Below are 16094 nucleotides of genomic sequence, written 5' to 3' on the forward strand. Positions count from 1 at the left end.
CGTAAGCGAGGGTAGAGGCCGGGTTGCCGGCCCCTACGCGGTGGGCTAGGGGTTCAGCGAGGATACAGCACTCACGTCAGCCTGAGCCTTGCGCTTGTTCTTGAGCACATAGCACACCCACATAAAGGCCAGCCAGACAGGAATCGCATACACCGAGACCTGAATCCCCGGAATCAACAACATGACCCCCAGGATAAACACCACAAACGCCAGGCACACGTAGTTGCCATAGGGGTACCACAGCGCCTTGAACAGCGGCACCTGACCGGTGCGGTTCATGTGCTGGCGGAACTTGAAGTGCGAGAAGCTGATCATCGCCCAGTTGATCACCAACGTGGCCACCACCAGGGACATCAGCAGTTCCAGGGCGTGTTGCGGGATCCAGTAGTTCATCAACACCGCCACCAGGGTGACGGCCGCCGAGGCCAGGATCGAACGCACCGGCACGCCGCGCTTGTCGATCTTCGCCAACGCCGCCGGGGCGTCGCCTTGCTCGGCCATGCCCAGCAGCATGCGGCTGTTGCAGTAGGTGCCGCTGTTGTACACCGACAGCGCCGCCGTCAGCACCACGAAGTTGAGGATATGCGCGGCGGTGTTGCTGCCCAGCATCGAGAACACCTGCACGAACGGGCTGCCGCTATAGGCATCGCCGGAAGCATTCAGGGTCACCAGCAGGCTGTCCCACGGCGTCAGCGACAGCAGCACTACCAGGGCGCCAATGTAGAAAATCAGGATGCGGTAGATCACCTGATTGATCGCCTTGGGGATCACGGTGCGTGGCTGGTCCGCTTCAGCGGCGGTAAAACCGAGCATTTCCAGGCCGCCAAAGGAGAACATGATGATTGCCATGGCCATCACCAGGCCGCCGACACCATGGGGGAAGAACCCGCCGTGTTCCCACAGGTTGGTCACCGACGCCTGGGGCCCCCCGGTGCCGCTGACCAGCAGATAGCTGCCCAGGGCGATCATGCCGATAATCGCCACCACCTTGATAATCGCAAACCAGAACTCGGCTTCGCCAAACACTTTGACGTTGGCCAGGTTGATCACATTGATCAGCACGAAAAAGGCCGCCGCCGAGACCCAGGTCGGAATCTCCGGCCACCAGTAATGCACATACTTGCCGACCGCCGTCAGCTCCGACATGCCCACCAGGATATAGAGGATCCAGCAGTTCCAGCCCGACAAGAAGCCTGCGAAACCGCCCCAGTACTTGTGGGCAAAATGGCTGAAGGAACCGGCCACTGGCTCTTCGACGATCATTTCGCCCAACTGGCGCATGATCATAAAGGCAATGAAACCGCAGATGGCATAGCCGAGGATCATCGACGGGCCGGCTGACTTCAGCACCCCCGCCGAGCCCAGGAACAGGCCGGTACCGATCGCGCCACCAAGGGCGATCAATTGAATATGACGATTTTTCAGGCCGCGCTTCAGTTCGCCTGAATGCGAGTTGGGTCCACTCATGAAAAGGGTCTCACGCAAGGTTTGATGATGTTCAATACACGATGCTGCTTTGAAACCGACTCAAGCAGCGCCGATCAAACCCCAGCGCAAACACCAGGAGTCCAGCGTCTTTCTAACGGTCATGCGTCACCTGTTTGTTTTTATCTGTGACGAAATCGAACCCGTCCGGCTTATGGCCGGGCGGAGTTAACAAGGCAGCTAGCCTTGAAGGCCTTTTGCGTGGGTACGCAAGGGGGGGTCACAGTAAAACGCGGCGCATTGTACACCGCTCAATCCGCTAGGGAGGGTTGCGGGAGAGATTGTTCGTCAAATGGAAGATTTTCTTTACACAGAAAGTTCATCAAGAGCACGCCCTGCGTAGGCTCGGCCCAGTCGTAAAATAATCGTTACATTGCGGAAGCCATTCCTGACACCCCACCGACTCCCCCGTGGCGAGCGGGCTTGCCCGCGTTGGACTGCGCAGCAGTCTCTTGAAAGAACAACCCAGTCAACCAGGCAGACCGAGACAGCTGAGTGTGGGGCTGCTGCGCAGCCCAACGCGGGCAAACCCGCTCGCCACACAGCGTGCAAAAAAAAACGCCAACCCGCAGGTTGACGCTTTTTCTTACAGCTTGAAGCTTAAAGCTTGCTGCTGCTCTTAAGGCTTCTTACGCCCAAACCCCGGACGCTGGCCGGAACCTGCCGGTGCGCCACGGCGCTTGCCCGACGGCTCGTCCGCGACCAGTTTGAGCCCTGGGCGCTTTTTCGGCGCGGGCTTGGCTGGACGCTTGGCACCTTCGGCTGGGCGATCAGTCTGCGGAGCACCACGGCCGGTATCGCCACGGTTGCTGCGACCGCCCGTTGGTGCTTCGCCACGACCGGCAGGCCGCGGGGTACGCGGTGCACGCTCGCCATCCTGACGGGCTGGAGCCGATGGACGACGATCGCCCTCGATCTGCGGCTGACGGGAAATACGACCGCCTGTGGCCGGAGCATCCAGCGCCGGGCGCAAGGTGCGCGCAACGCGTTCGGTACGTGCCACCGGGCGCGACGATTTACGCTGCATGCGCTCCAGCTTGTCTTTGCTCTTGGCATTCATCTGCGGCATGGCCACAGGGGTCAGGCCCACTTCAGCACTGAGGATGTCGACTTCGTACTGGCTCATTTCGCGCCAGCGACCCATCGGCAGGTCCGAGTTGAGGAACACCGGGCCGAAACGCACGCGCTTCAGGCGGCTGACCACCAGGCCCTGGGATTCCCACAGGCGACGTACTTCACGGTTACGCCCTTCCATCACCACGCAGTGGTACCAGTGGTTGAAACCTTCGCCACCGGGGGCCTGCTTGATGTCGGTGAACTTGGCCGGGCCGTCTTCCAGCACCACGCCAGCCTTGAGGCGTTCGATCATCTCGTCATCGACTTCACCCCGTACACGTACCGCGTACTCACGGTCCATCTCGTAGGACGGGTGCATCAGGCGGTTGGCCAGTTCACCGTCGGTGGTGAACATCAGCAAGCCGGTGGTGTTGATGTCCAGGCGGCCGATGTTGATCCAACGGCCTTCTTTAGGCTTGGGCATCTTGTCGAACACGGTTGGACGGCCTTCCGGGTCGTCACGGGTGCAGATCTCGCCGTCGGGCTTGTTGTACATGATCACGCGGCGCACCGATTCGGCGGCCTCTTCACGCTTGATGACCTTGCCATCAATGGTGATCGCATCATGCAGGTCGACGCGCTGGCCCAGGGTGGCTTCGACGCCATTGACCTTGATGCGCTTCTGGGTGATCCAGGCTTCTACGTCGCGGCGCGAGCCGACGCCGATGCGGGCGAGGACTTTTTGCAGTTTCTCGCCGGCTGGGCCGATTTCCTGGCTGTCGTTCTGGTCTTGGTCTTTCATCTTAAGCACCTCCCGGTGTGTCGATTCAGGCGTGGCCTGAAGGTATTGAAACTGTTGTCTTGGGCGAACGCATCGCCGAAGGGTCGCGAATCATACGCTCATGGCGCGCATTGCGCATCAGAGACTAGTCGATATGGGCCGGCTCATTTGCTTTTCCGCCGACCGGTGGCACCCAGGGCGATCAGCCGCAGCTCGGCTTCGGCCAGCACCGCGCGCTTGTCGACCTTGTCGAGCTTCTTCCAGGCCCGGATCTCACGCTTGCTGCGCCCACAGCCGACGCAGATATCGTCGCTGAACTTGCAGAGGCTGATGCAGGGGGCTTTGGTGGAGCTCATATACATTCTCCCTGGTGCAGAAGATCCAATGTGGGGGCGGGCTTGCTCGCGATTGCGGTAGATCAGTCATATATCCAGTGGCTGACACTCCGCAATCGCGAGCAAGCCCGCTCCCACATTTGCTTCTAGGTCAGTCTTCGAATTCGCGGCGTTCGTTTTCGATGGCTTCGGCCAGTGCCCGGGCTTCGGCTTCTTCTTCGCTCAACTCGGGTTGTTCCAGGGCGGCGACGGCGGCCAGCAGTTTTTCGCGGGCCGCGGCCACGCCGAGGATATCCTCCTCGGGAGCCGCTTCCACGTTTACCTCAAGCTCAGGCTCAGACTCAGGCGCCACCGCCCCATCACGCAGCAAGTCATCAAAGTCGGTCTTGATCCCCTGCTCCATATCGTCCAGCTCCAGCAGCAAGGTGTGGAAACTGGTCTCGTCCTTCGGCTCTTCCGGCTCGGCGCTGGCATCAGCCAGCTCCTGCAAGCCGGGCGGCACCGGGGCATCGTCGAAATCGAGCACCGGTTCGGCCTCGATCTCGCGCAGCTCGACCAAGGGCGGCAGGTCGTCGAGGTTCTTCAGGTTGAAGTGATCGAGAAACACCTTGGTGGTGGCGAACATCGCGGGTTTGCCGGGTACGTCGCGGTAGCCGACGATACGGATCCACTCGCGCTCCAGCAGCGTCTTGACGATATGGCTGTTCACCGCCACGCCGCGCACGTCTTCGATCTCGCCACGGGTGATGGGCTGGCGATAGGCAATCAGCGCCATGGTTTCCAGCATCGCCCGGGAATACCGTTGCGGGCGCTCTTCCCACAGGCGCCCCACCCACGGCGAAAACTTCTCACGGATCTGCAAGCGATAGCCCGAGGCCACTTCGCGCAGTTCAAAAGCGCGGCCGTCACAGGATTTGCGCAGGATTTCCAGGGCCTTCTTGAACACCGGCGGTTCCGGGCGCTCGGCCTCTTCAAACAGTTCAAACAGGCGTTCCAGCGATTGCGGCTTGCCCGAGGCCAAGAGGAAGGCTTCCAACAGCGGTGCCAGTTCGCGAGGTTCAGTCAGATTCATCAATTCAGCTCGTTATTCGGCTCGCGCCCGCACGTGGATAGCCGCAAAAGGCTCATTCTGCACCAGCTCGACCAAGGATTCCTTGACCAGCTCGAGGATCGCCATAAAGGTCACCACCACGCCCAGGCGCCCTTCTTCGGCGGTAAACAGCTCGACAAACGGCACAAAGCCGCCGCCCTTGAGGCGCTCCAGCACATCGCTCATACGCTCGCGGGTGGACAAGGCTTCGCGGCTGACCTGGTGGCTTTCAAACATATCGCCACGGCGCAGCACCTCGGCCATGGACATCAACAGTTCTTCCAGGCTCACATCCGGCAATAATTTGCGCGCCCGGGCTTCCGGGGCATCGAGCTTGGGCACCACTACGTCACGGCCCACGCGGCTCAAGCCATCAATGCCTTCGGCGGCAGCCTTGAAGCGCTCGTATTCCTGCAGGCGGCGGATCAGCTCGGCGCGGGGATCGTCCTCTTCGGCTTCGATTGTCTCGGAACGCGGCAGCAGCATGCGCGACTTGATCTCCGCCAGCATCGCCGCCATCACCAGGTACTCGGCGGCCAGCTCCAGGCGCACCGATTGCATCAACTCGACATAGCCCATGTACTGGCGGGTAATTTCCGCCACAGGGATATCGAGGATATTGATGTTCTGCTTGCGGATCAGGTACAGCAGCAAGTCCAGCGGACCCTCGAAGGCCTCAAGGAACACTTCCAGGGCATCCGGCGGGATATACAGGTCCAGGGGCATTTCCATGACCGCCTGGCCGTAGACCATGGCAAATGGCAGCTCCTGCTGGGCGCCGGCCTGACTGTCGACGGTTTCCACGGCCGACATTCAGGCCTCGACCAGGAACGGTGCCGGATCGCCACAACCCACACGGATCACCTCCGGCTCGCCGTCGGCCAGGTTGATCACGGTGGACGCCTTGTTGCCGCCGTACCCGCCGTCGATGATCAGGTCTACGTGCTTTTCCAGGAGCTGGCGCATTTCATAGGGATCTTCCAGCGGCTCAGTGTCGCCGGGCATGATCAACGACACGCTCATCAGCGGCTCACCCAACTCGGCCAGCAGCGCCAGGGCAATGGGGTGCTCCGGCACCCGCAGGCCAATGGTGCGCTTTTTCGGGTGCAGCAACAGGCGCGGCACCTCGCGGGTGGCATTCAGAATAAAGGTGTACGGCCCCGGCGTATGGGCCTTGAGCAGGCGGAAAGTGCCGGTATCGACTTTGGCGAACAGGCCCAATTGCGACAGGTCGCTGCAGATCAGCGCAAAGTTGTGATTCTTGTCCAGTTCGCGCAGGCGTCTTACGCGCTCCACGGCGTTCTTGTCGCCGATCTGGCAACCGATGGCGTAGGAGGAATCCGTGGGGTAGATCACCACGCCGCCGCCTCGAATGATCTCCACGGCCTGCTTGATCAGCCGCGCTTGCGGGTTTTCCGGGTGAATCTGGAAAAATTGACTCACGTTCTCTACCTGTTCAGACGGTGGCGGTAATGGGGTCATGCTTGAATCGCCCCCACAGGAGCGGCAAGTCTTCCGGGACCGGGCGATATTCGCCGATCTCCGACCAGCCGCCTGGGCCATGGAAATCACTGCCGGCACTGACCAGCAGACCAAATTCACGGGCAAGAATCGCCAGGCTGCCAACCTGTTCGGCGGGTTGATGCCCATTGACCACTTCGATGGCGTGGCCACCCGCTTGAATATAGTCGCCTATCAGCTTGCGACGCTTGCTGCGGGTAAAATCGTAATGCCAGGGGTGCGCCAGGCTGACCCAGGCCCCGGAAGCACGCAACGTGGCAACCGTGTCCTCCAGAGTCGGCCAGTGCAGCTTGACGTCCCCCAGCTTCCCGGCGCCCAGCCATTTGCGGAACGCTTCGGCGCGGTCCTTGACGAACCCTTCACGCACCATCCAGTCGGCAAAATGCGGACGGGCCGGCGCGTTGCCGCTGTCGCCCAGCTCCTGCTGGATCGCTCGGGCGCCCTCCAGCGCGTTGGGCATTCCCTTGAGCGCCAGTTTGCGGCTTATTTCTTCGGACCGCAGCCAGCGGCCATCGTGCAAATTGGCAATGGCCGCCACCAATGGCGGGGCCGTGACGTCAAAACCGTAGCCCAGGACATGAATGGTCGCGCCGCCCCAGGTGCAGGACAATTCGACGCCATTGACCAGATGCATCCCCAGGGCCGTGGCGGCACTACGCGCCTCTTCCAGGCCTTCGAGGGTGTCGTGGTCAGTCAGCGACAGGACTCGCACGCCTTTTTCAAACGCACGCGCAACCAGTACCGCGGGCGCCAGGGCGCCGTCGGAGGCCGTGCTGTGGCAGTGCAAATCAACATTCACGGAAGTGTGTAACCTCAAGTCAGCTGGCGCTTTCGCTACCAAGGATGTTTGTTATTATGCCGCCACATCCAGCTTCTGGCTCTTACTGTGAAACAATTCATCGACTTCATCCCGCTGTTGCTGTTCTTCATCGTTTTCAAAACCGATCCACGGGTCCTTGATATCGGCGGCCATGAGCTGTCGTTCGGCGGCATCTACAGCGCCACGGCGGTGCTGATCATCAGCTCCCTGGTGGTCTACGGCGCGATCTTCATCTCCCAGCGCAAGCTGGAAAAAAGCCAGTGGCTGACCCTGATCGCCTGCCTGGTCTTTGGCGGCCTGACCCTGGCCTTCCACAGCGAGACCTTCCTGAAATGGAAAGCCCCGGTGGTCAACTGGCTGTTTGCCCTGGCCTTTATCGGTAGCCACTTCATTGGTGATCGCCTGCTGATCAAGCGGATCATGGGCCACGCCCTGAGCCTGCCGGAGCCGATCTGGACCCGCCTGAATATCGCCTGGATCGGTTTTTTCCTGTTCTGTGGTGCGGCCAACCTGTTCGTGGCCTTTACCTTCCAGAGCTACTGGGTCGACTTCAAGGTGTTCGGCAGCCTGGGCATGACCGTGGTGTTCCTGGTTGCCCAGGGTATCTACCTGTCGCGCCATCTGCATGACACCGACCCCACCACGCCAAAAACCGAGGACTGACATGCTCTACGCCATCATCGCCACCGACGTCGCCAACTCCCTGGAAAAACGCCTGTCCGTTCGCCCGGCCCACGTGGAACGCCTCAAGGCGCTACAGGCCGAGGGGCGCTTGGTGATCGCCGGCCCGCACCCGGCGGTCGACAGCAATGATCCGGGGGACGCTGGCTTCACCGGCAGCCTGATCATCGCCGAGTTCGCCTCCCTGGCCGATGCCCAGGCCTGGGCCAAGGCCGATCCGTATGTGGCGGCCGGCGCCTATGCCGATGTCGTGGTCAAACCGTTCAAACAAGTCCTGCCCTGATCCCGGTGGTGCTGAACCTATTGGGCTCGGCAAACGCCTAATCGCTCATTATTCTCGGTAACCTGCCGACAACGTTCTGAATATTCGTGTGGAATCAGGAGTTCCGATGCGCTTACGTCAGTTGTGTCTGTTGGCAGTGTTAACGATCGGGGCTACGGCCCAGGCTGAAGAAACCTCGAACACCGGCAGTTCCACGCCCCTGTCCTTGAGTGCCGGCAGCCAGATCACCGAGTTGCAGCAACGCTTGAAAGAAAGCGAACGCCTGCGCGAAGAGCTGAGCAAACAATTGCAGACTGCCGATGCTGCCCGCGAGAGTGCGCAACTGAGCCGGCTGCGCCAGGACAATCAGCGCCTGGCCCAGCAACTCAAGGAAGCACAAGGTGGCGCCCTGCCACGCTGGCTCACTGACCAGCAGCAGTGGTTTGTGATTGGTGCGGGAGTTGCGCTGGTCGCCCTGCTGTGCGGTATCTTCGCCAGTGGCGGGCATCGGCGCCGTCGACAATGGCTAAATTGAGTGAGTCATGAGCGAGCTGTTACTGATAGATGATGACCAGGAGCTTTGTGAGCTGCTGACCAGTTGGTTGAGCCAGGAAGGTTTCCAGGTGCGCGCTTGCCATGACGGCGTGAGCGCGCGCAAAGCCCTGGCCGAAGCCGCGCCGGCGGCGGTGGTGCTGGATGTGATGCTGCCCGACGGCAGCGGCCTGGAGTTGCTCAAGCAATTGCGCGCCGACCACCCGGAGCTGCCGGTACTGATGCTCTCGGCCCGGGGCGAGCCCCTGGACCGGATCCTCGGCCTGGAACTGGGTGCCGATGACTACCTGGCCAAGCCCTGCGACCCCCGCGAACTGACCGCACGCCTACGGGCGGTACTGCGCCGCAGCCACCCGACGGCGGTGTCGACCCAGCTGGAACTGGGCGACCTGTGCTTCAGCCCAGTGCGTGGTGTGGTGATCATCGACCATCAGGAACTGACCCTCACCCTGTCCGAAAGCCGCCTGCTGGAAGCCTTGCTGCGCCAGCCGGGCGAGCCCCTGGACAAGCAGGAGCTGGCGCAGATCGCCCTGGGGCGCAAGCTGACCTTGTATGACCGCAGCCTGGACATGCACGTCAGCAACCTGCGCAAGAAAATCGGCCCGCATGCCGACGGCCGCCCGCGGATCGTTGCATTGCGCAGCCGTGGCTACTACTACAGCCTCTGACATCCCCTGCAGGAGCCGGCAAGCCGGCACCTACAGGTTTGTAAGCCCCCGTCCAATCCGTCTTTACCCAAGCTTTACCCTTCCCTGACCGCCGCTGACCTTGATCTTCGTAATCTACTCACATCCGGACTCACCGGAACCGAGACAAGGAGAAACACCATGCGCAAGACCCTTATCGCTCTGATGTTCGCCGCAGCCCTGCCGACCGTCGCCATGGCCATGCCAGAAGGCCATGGCCCGATGGGCGGCCCTGAAGGCCACATGATGGGTGGCCCGGGCCACGGCGGTGAACACGGCATGCGCGGCAAAGGCGGCCCGTTCAGCCAACTGGACCTGACCCGCGAGCAGCGCCAGCAGATCGGCAAACTGATGGGCGAACAACGGGAAGGCCGCCAACAACTGGTCAAGAAGTACCTGGACAAACTCCCGGCCGCTGACCAGAAGGCCATGAAGGACGAAATGGCCGCCGCCAAGCAGAAAACCCAGGCGGATATCCGCGCCCTGCTCAAGCCTGACCAGCAGAAGAAGTTCGACGAAATGGCGAAGAAGCGCGCCGAGCGTCAAGCCGAGTGGCAGCAGTTCCAGGCCTGGAAAGCGCAACAACCGCAAAAAGCGCAATAATGCGTTAGCAACCTCCCAGCCCAGTGGCCCGTGCCGCTGGGCTTTTCCTGTTTGAGGGTTTCCTGTGCGTTCACTCTTCTGGCGCATCCTTGCCAGTTTCTGGCTGGCTATCGCCCTGGTTGCCGGACTGTCGATCCTGCTTGGGCATATGCTCAACCAGGACGCCTGGATTCTCAGCCGCCATCCCGGCCTCAACAACCTGGCCGAAGAATGGACCCAGCGTTATGAAACCCAGGGCGAGGACGCCGCCCAGGATTTGTTGCAACAGCGCAAACGCCAGTACCACGTCGATGTGCAGGTGCTCAACGAGAGCGGCGACCCGGTGGTGCGTGGCACCTTTCCTCGCCGCGCCGCCGCCTTCGAAGCCCGCCAGCATGAGAGCCATGAGGGCCGGCTACCGTGGCGCCGCCTGACGGCCGAGTACACCAGTGAAAAAACCGGCGATACCTACCTGCTGATCTACCGCATCGCCCTGCCGGAACTGGATGCCTGGCACCGCAGCAGCCTGCTCTGGCCCTTGAGTGCCCTGGCGATTGCGTTGGTGGTGCTGACCCTGTTCAGCCTGCTGGTGACCCTGTCCATCACTCGCCCCCTCAGCCGTCTGCGCGGTGCAGTGCATGACCTGGGCCAGACCACGTACCAGCAAAACAGCCTGGCGCGCCTGGCCGACCGACGTGATGAATTTGGCGTACTGGCCACCGACTTCAACCGCATGGGCGCTCGCCTGCAAAGCCTGATCGGCAGCCAGCGGCAATTGCTGCGCGATGTGTCCCACGAACTGCGCTCGCCCCTGGCGCGCCTGCGGATCGCCCTGGCCCTGGCGGAACGGGCCACGCCCGAAGCCCGGGAGAAGCTCTGGCCGCGCCTGACCCTGGAATGTGATCGCCTGGAAGCCTTGATCAGCGAGATCCTGGTGCTGGCGCGGGTCGACGCCGACAACGCGAGCGCCGAAGACATCGACCTCAACGCCCTGCTCAAGACCCTGCAAAAGGACGCCCAGCTCGGCGCCCCGGAGCAGCTGGTGCAACTGCAAGCCGAGCCGGCGCTGCAACTCAAGGGCTGGCCCCATATGATCGAGCGGGCGCTGGACAACCTGTTGCGTAATGCCCAGCGCTTCAACCCTCCCACCCAGCCGATTGAAGTCCAGGCCCAGCGCCAAGGCGAACGCATTGTGATCAGCGTGCGCGACCACGGCCCGGGCGTGGAGGCCGAACACCTGCAAAAACTGGGCGAGCCGTTTTACCGCGCCCCCGGGCAAACCGCCCAAGGTCATGGGCTGGGCCTGGCCATCGCCCGCCGGGCCGCCGAACGTCATGGCGGCAGCTTGAGCCTGGCCAATCACCCCGAGGGCGGATTTATCGCCACCCTGGACTTGCCTTTGCAGCCGGGGATTGCAGCACACCCCTGAAGATCTTCTATGATGGCCCCTCTCTTATGGAGGGCCTTTGATGACTGATCTGCTCACCTCGATTCAGCGTGCACTCGATCTGCCGCCCACGCCGCTGGCGACCACTGAAGCCGGCGCCCTGCCGTCAACCTTCGCTGTCACCGAGCTGGCCTGCGCCAGCATCGGGGCTGCAGGTCAGGCCATAGCCCGGCTGCTGGAACAACAAACCGGGCGTCTGCCCCTGGTCTGCGTCGACCCGCGCCTGGCCTCCTTCTGGTTCTCCAGCTCCCTGCGCCCACTGGGCTGGAGCGTGCCGCCGCTGTGGGATCCGATTGCCGGCGACTACGCCTGCGCTGACGGCTGGATTCGTCTGCACACCAACGCCCCCCACCACCGCGCAGCTGCCGAGCGTGTACTGGGGCAGGTCGCGGATCGGGCGGCGATGGCGCTCAAGGTCGCCTCCTGGAACGCCGCCGAGCTTGAGCAGGCGATTGTCGATGAGGCCGGCTGCGCCGCGCAGATGCGCACCTGGCAGCAGTGGCAGGCTCATCCCCAAGGGTTGGCGGTCCATCAGGAACCGTTGGTGGCATGGGAGCGCTTCGAGGCAGCCGGCAACACCACCTGGCAGGGCAACGTGGCGCGCCCGTTGGCGGGGGTCAAGGTACTGGACCTGACCCGCGTTCTGGCCGGTCCTGTGGCCAGCCGTTTTCTCGCAGGGCTTGGCGCCGACGTATTACGCATCGACTCCCCCACCTGGAACGAACCAGGGGTCGTGCCGGAAATGACCCTGGGCAAACGCTGCGCGCGCCTGGACCTTAAAAACACCGACGACCGGCAATTGTTCGAAGGTTTGCTCAAGGATGCCGACATTCTGTTTCACGGTTATCGGGCCGATGCACTGGAGCAGCTGGGTTACAACGCGAGCGCACTGCAGCAACTCGCCCCCGGCCTGATCGACGTCAGCCTCAACGCCTACGGCTGGAGCGGCCCGTGGCGCAATCGCCGGGGCTTCGACAGCCTGGTGCAGATGAGCAGCGGCATCGCCCACACCGGCATGCAATGGAAGCAGGCGGATAAACCCGTGCCGCTGCCGGTGCAGGCGCTGGACCATGCCACCGGTTACCTGATGGCGGCCAGTGCGATACGGGCCTTGGCCGAGCGTTTAAGCAGCGGGCATGGGGGGTCGGCCCGGCTGTCGCTGGCGCGTACGGCGAAATTGTTGATCGAGGCGGGACAAGACGTGAAGCAGCCAGCGTTGCGTGAAGAAGAACCGAGTGATCAGGGGCTGCTGGTGGAGCAGACGGCCTGGGGGCCGGCGCATCGGTTGCTGGCGCCGGTCACTCTTGCCGGGACACCGCTGCAGTGGGATTTGCCGGCTGGGGAATTGGGCGCGCATCGGGCACGGTGGTGACCTTGAAATGGTTATCGCGGGCAAGCCCGGCTCCCACAGTTGACCGGGTACACGATCAACTGCGGGAGCGGGCTTGCCCGCGATAAGGCCCTCCCCAGCACAATCAACCAAGCGTCATGCTCACAGGGTCAGCACCCCGCTATACAACCCATACGCCGCCAGGCTCGCCCCGGCAATCACGCAACTGAAAATCCCCTTTTCCAGCAAGGTAAACAGCGGCTGGCCCTGCTCGCGCTTGGCCTGGGCAAACAGAATCACCCCAGGTGCATACAGCAACGCCGACAGCAGCAGGTATTTCAAGCCCCCGGCATACAGCAGCCACACCGCATAGCCCAGGGCAATCACGCCGACCAGCAGGTCCTTGAGCCGCTGGCCATGGGCTTCTTCGTAGGTTTCTCCGCGCCCGCACAACAACACGGCATAGGCCGCCGACCATAAATACGGCACGAGGATCATCGACGACGCCAGGTAGATCAACGTGGTGTAAGTGCTGGCCGAAAACAGCGTGATCACCAGGAACAGCTGGATCATCACATTGGTCAGCCACAACGCATTGACCGGCACGCGGTTGGCATTTTCCTTTTTCAGGAAGGCCGGCATGGTCTTGTCATGGGCAGTGGCGTAGAGAATCTCGGCACACAGCAAGGCCCATGACAGCAACGCCCCCAGCAGCGACACCGCCAGGCCGATGCTGATCAACATTGCGCCCCAGGGGCCGACGATATGTTCCAGCACGCCCGCCAGTGAGGGGTTCTGCAAGTTGGCCAACTCGGGCTGGCTCATGATCCCCAGGGACAGCACGTTGACCAGCACCAGCAGGGCCAGCACTCCGACAAACCCGATCACCGTGGCGCGGCCCACGTCCGAGCGTTTTTCCGCGCGCGCCGAGTACACGCTGGCCCCTTCGATACCGATAAACACAAACACGGTGACCAGCATCATATTGCGCACCTGGTCCATCACCCCACCGAACTGCGGGTTGCCCAGGCCCCAGATATCCCGGGTGAATACATCCGCCTTGAAGGCCACGGCGGCGATCACGATAAACATCAGCAGCGGTACGATCTTGGCCACGGTGGTGACCTGGTTGATAAACGCTGCCTCCTTGATCCCGCGCATCACCAGAAAATGCACAGCCCACAGCAGCAACGACGCGCAACCGATCGCCACCGGCGTGTTGCCCTGGCCGAACACCGGAAAAAAATAGCCCAGGGTGCTGAACAGCAACACGAAATAGCCGACGTTGCCCATCCAGGCACTGATCCAGTAGCCCCAGGCTGACGAGAAACCCATGTAGTCGCCAAACCCCGCCTTGGCGTAGGCATACACCCCGGAGTCGAGGTTGGGCTTGCGGTTGGCCAGGGTCTGGAACACGAACGCGAGGGTCAACATGCCAATGGCAGTGATCCCCCAACCGATCAGGATCGCCCCTACCTCGGCCCGCGCAGCCATGTTCTGTGGCAACGAGAAGATTCCGCCGCCAATCATCGAGCCCACCACCAATGCCACCAGGGCACTGAGACGCAGCTTTTGTGCCGGTTGCGACATAGAAACTCCTGCAGATAAAACAGTTATTGAGCGCTGCACTCAGCTAATTTATCGAAATCAATCAATGTTTATTAGCTATAGCGAATAAAACTGCTCGCCTCATAACTTAATGACATTTCAATTAGTCGAGTTTAGGTAAATTTAGAATTTAAATACGGCTTGTCTTTTATCCATGGGAGGTATTTGGCAAAGCCTCTGAAAAAGTTTGCACATCTGCGAAAACGGGCTAGCTTCAAGCGTCCACGTCTTGCGCACAAAAGGATTAACCCGAACGGAGAGATGCTCTGAAATGAGCATATCCGGGCAATTATACGCCTGTAGCATTTATTCATAAGTCTTTAATTCACAATGGAATGTGCCAATGAAGTGATCTAAGTCAGCTATTTGAATAGCGCACAGTTTTATTCTGTGGTCTCTCTTCTCCTGCATTGGAGTCACGCAATGTCTGAATCTCCCGGAAAACTTCGATTAGGCGCCCTTGTTGCTCTTGTTGTGGGCTCAATGATTGGCGGCGGGATCTTCTCGTTGCCACAGAACATGGCCGCCAGCGCCGATGTCGGTGCGGTGTTGATTGGTTGGGTTATCACTGCCGTGGGTATGTTGACCCTGGCCTTTGTATTCCAGACCCTGGCCAATCGCAAACCTGACCTGGACGGCGGCGTGTACGCCTACGCCAAGGCCGGTTTTGGCGACTACATGGGTTTCTCGTCAGCCTGGGGCTACTGGATCAGTGCCTGGCTGGGCAACGTCGGCTACTTCGTGTTGCTGTTCAGCACCCTGGGCTACTTCTTCCCCATCTTCGGCGAAGGCAACACCCCGGCGGCAGTGATCGGCGCCTCGGTGCTGTTGTGGGCCGTGCATTTTCTGGTATTGCGCGGGATCAAGGAGGCGGCGTTTATCAACCTGGTGACCACCGTCGCCAAGATCGTACCGCTGGTGCTGTTTGTATTGATCGCGCTGTTCGCGTTCAAGCTGGACATCTTCACCGCTGATATCTGGGGCCTGAAAAACCCCGACCTGGGCAGCGTGATGAACCAGGTGCGCAACATGATGCTGGTCACCGTCTGGGTATTTATCGGTATCGAAGGCGCGAGCATCTTCTCGTCCCGTGCCGAAAAACGCTCGGACGTGGGCAAGGCCACCGTCATCGGTTTTATCACCGTGCTGCTGTTCCTGATGCTGGTGAACGTGCTGTCCCTGGGCATCATGACCCAACCGGAACTGGCCAAGCTGCAGAACCCGTCGATGGCCGCCGTGCTGGAGCATGTGGTCGGCCACTGGGGCGCGGTGCTGATCAGCGTCGGCTTGATCATCTCGCTGCTGGGTGCGCTGCTGTCGTGGGTGCTGCTGTGTGCAGAGATCATGTTCGCCGCTGCCAAAGACCACACCATGCCGGAGTTCCTGCGTAAGGAAAACGCCAACCATGTGCCGGTCAACGCCCTGTGGCTGACCAATGCCATGGTCCAGGTCTTCCTGGTGATCACCCTGTTTTCCGCCAGCACCTACCTGTCGCTGATCTACCTCGCCACCTCGATGATCCTGGTGCCCTACCTGTGGTCGGCGGCCTACGCGCTGCTGCTGGCAGTGCGCGGCGAGACCTACGAGGCGGCCCTGGCCGAGCGCAAGAAAGACCTGTTTATCGGCGCCGTCGCCCTGATCTACGCGGTCTGGCTGCTGTATGCCGGTGGCACCAAGTACCTGCTGCTGTCCGCCCTGCTCTACGCCCCTGGCGCGATCCTGTTCGCCAAAGCCAAGCGTGAACTGGGCAAACCGATTTTCACCAACGTCGAGAAGCTGATTTTCGCCGCAGTGGTCATTGGCGCCCTGGTGGCGGCCTATGGGCTCTACGACGGCTTCCTGACCCTGTAACACCTGA

Annotated in this window: 16 protein-coding genes; 8 read left to right on the forward strand and 8 right to left on the reverse strand. The window is 61.4% G+C overall.

Features of this window, described 5'->3' with window-relative positions:
• Positions 1-45: 45 nt before the first annotated feature.
• From HBR93_RS00140 to HBR93_RS00170, 7 genes are all read right to left on the reverse strand, one after another.
• Positions 46-1467, reverse strand: a complete 1422-nt coding sequence (locus HBR93_RS00140) for an amino acid permease (protein WP_057439985.1) — start codon at positions 1465-1467, stop codon at positions 46-48.
• A gap of 637 nt (positions 1468-2104) precedes the next feature.
• Positions 2105-3343, reverse strand: a complete 1239-nt coding sequence (rluB, locus tag HBR93_RS00145) for a 23S rRNA pseudouridine(2605) synthase RluB (RefSeq protein WP_057960500.1) — start codon at positions 3341-3343, stop codon at positions 2105-2107.
• A gap of 143 nt (positions 3344-3486) precedes the next feature.
• Positions 3487-3678 carry a DUF1289 domain-containing protein gene (locus HBR93_RS00150; protein ID WP_169959659.1) on the reverse strand — a complete coding sequence of 64 codons (192 nt, stop codon included), beginning with the start codon at positions 3676-3678 and terminating at the stop codon, positions 3487-3489.
• 130 nt (positions 3679-3808) lie between these two features.
• Positions 3809-4729, reverse strand: a complete 921-nt coding sequence (gene scpB, locus HBR93_RS00155; RefSeq protein ID WP_169959660.1) for an SMC-Scp complex subunit ScpB — start codon at positions 4727-4729, stop codon at positions 3809-3811.
• Between the two features lie 12 nt (positions 4730-4741).
• Entirely contained in the window at positions 4742-5440 is a 699-nt protein-coding gene (locus HBR93_RS00160; RefSeq protein ID WP_169851199.1) for a ScpA family protein, read from the reverse strand.
• A gap of 120 nt (positions 5441-5560) precedes the next feature.
• On the reverse strand, positions 5561-6190 hold the full coding sequence (locus HBR93_RS00165; protein ID WP_057439989.1) for an L-threonylcarbamoyladenylate synthase: 630 nt from the start codon (positions 6188-6190) through the stop codon (positions 5561-5563).
• A 13-nt stretch (positions 6191-6203) separates the two neighbouring features.
• Entirely contained in the window at positions 6204-7067 is an 864-nt protein-coding gene (locus tag HBR93_RS00170; RefSeq protein WP_057960503.1) for a PHP domain-containing protein, read from the reverse strand.
• An 87-nt stretch (positions 7068-7154) separates the two neighbouring features.
• Between HBR93_RS00170 and HBR93_RS00175 the strand changes: the two genes are divergently transcribed.
• The 7 genes from HBR93_RS00175 (at position 7155) to HBR93_RS00205 (ending at position 12670) form a co-directional block, all read left to right on the forward strand.
• Entirely contained in the window at positions 7155-7751 is a 597-nt protein-coding gene (locus HBR93_RS00175) for a septation protein A (protein WP_057960504.1), read from the forward strand.
• 1 nt (position 7752) lies between these two features.
• A complete protein-coding gene (locus HBR93_RS00180; RefSeq protein ID WP_057439992.1) occupies positions 7753-8052 on the forward strand; it encodes a YciI family protein in 300 nt (99 codons plus the stop codon).
• A gap of 106 nt (positions 8053-8158) precedes the next feature.
• Positions 8159-8566 carry a hypothetical protein gene (locus HBR93_RS00185; RefSeq protein WP_057439993.1) on the forward strand — a complete coding sequence of 136 codons (408 nt, stop codon included), beginning with the start codon at positions 8159-8161 and terminating at the stop codon, positions 8564-8566.
• 7 nt (positions 8567-8573) lie between these two features.
• On the forward strand, positions 8574-9251 hold the full coding sequence (locus tag HBR93_RS00190; protein ID WP_057960506.1) for a response regulator transcription factor: 678 nt from the start codon (positions 8574-8576) through the stop codon (positions 9249-9251).
• 159 nt (positions 9252-9410) lie between these two features.
• Positions 9411-9872 (forward strand): LTXXQ domain protein, encoded by a 462-nt coding sequence (locus HBR93_RS00195; RefSeq protein WP_057439995.1) that lies wholly within the window; start codon positions 9411-9413, stop codon positions 9870-9872.
• 64 nt (positions 9873-9936) lie between these two features.
• Entirely contained in the window at positions 9937-11280 is a 1344-nt protein-coding gene (locus tag HBR93_RS00200) for a HAMP domain-containing sensor histidine kinase (protein WP_115128817.1), read from the forward strand.
• A gap of 40 nt (positions 11281-11320) precedes the next feature.
• Complete coding sequence (locus tag HBR93_RS00205) at positions 11321-12670, forward strand: CoA transferase (RefSeq protein ID WP_169959661.1); 1350 nt, start codon at positions 11321-11323, stop codon at positions 12668-12670.
• 120 nt (positions 12671-12790) lie between these two features.
• Here the strand turns inward: HBR93_RS00205 and arcD (HBR93_RS00210) are convergent, their stop codons facing one another.
• A complete protein-coding gene (gene arcD, locus HBR93_RS00210) occupies positions 12791-14218 on the reverse strand; it encodes an arginine-ornithine antiporter (protein ID WP_057439996.1) in 1428 nt (475 codons plus the stop codon).
• A 441-nt stretch (positions 14219-14659) separates the two neighbouring features.
• On the opposite strand from arcD (HBR93_RS00210), the gene arcD (HBR93_RS00215) reads away from it, so the two are divergent.
• Entirely contained in the window at positions 14660-16087 is a 1428-nt protein-coding gene (gene arcD / locus HBR93_RS00215; RefSeq protein WP_057439997.1) for an arginine-ornithine antiporter, read from the forward strand.
• Positions 16088-16094 lie beyond the last annotated feature (7 nt).

Origin of the sequence: Pseudomonas sp. WS 5411, from assembly GCF_012985595.1 — a bacterium.
Classification (GTDB): domain Bacteria; phylum Pseudomonadota; class Gammaproteobacteria; order Pseudomonadales; family Pseudomonadaceae; genus Aquipseudomonas; species Aquipseudomonas shahriarae.

Bases quoted from the DNA above. Each gene is read 5' to 3' on its own strand.
- HBR93_RS00140 (WP_057439985.1), bottom strand. From the start codon at position 1,467: ATGAGTGGACCCAACTCGCATTCAGGCGAACTGAAGCGCGGCCTGAAA.
- rluB (WP_057960500.1), bottom strand. From the start codon at position 3,343: ATGAAAGACCAAGACCAGAACGACAGCCAGGAAATCGGCCCAGCCGGC.
- HBR93_RS00150 (WP_169959659.1), bottom strand. From the start codon at position 3,678: ATGAGCTCCACCAAAGCCCCCTGCATCAGCCTCTGCAAGTTCAGCGAC.
- scpB (WP_169959660.1), bottom strand. From the start codon at position 4,729: ATGAATCTGACTGAACCTCGCGAACTGGCACCGCTGTTGGAAGCCTTC.
- HBR93_RS00180 (WP_057439992.1), top strand. From the start codon at position 7,753: ATGCTCTACGCCATCATCGCCACCGACGTCGCCAACTCCCTGGAAAAA.
- HBR93_RS00185 (WP_057439993.1), top strand. From the start codon at position 8,159: ATGCGCTTACGTCAGTTGTGTCTGTTGGCAGTGTTAACGATCGGGGCT.
- HBR93_RS00190 (WP_057960506.1), top strand. From the start codon at position 8,574: ATGAGCGAGCTGTTACTGATAGATGATGACCAGGAGCTTTGTGAGCTG.
- HBR93_RS00195 (WP_057439995.1), top strand. From the start codon at position 9,411: ATGCGCAAGACCCTTATCGCTCTGATGTTCGCCGCAGCCCTGCCGACC.
- HBR93_RS00205 (WP_169959661.1), top strand. From the start codon at position 11,321: ATGACTGATCTGCTCACCTCGATTCAGCGTGCACTCGATCTGCCGCCC.
- arcD (WP_057439996.1), bottom strand. From the start codon at position 14,218: ATGTCGCAACCGGCACAAAAGCTGCGTCTCAGTGCCCTGGTGGCATTG.
- arcD (WP_057439997.1), top strand. From the start codon at position 14,660: ATGTCTGAATCTCCCGGAAAACTTCGATTAGGCGCCCTTGTTGCTCTT.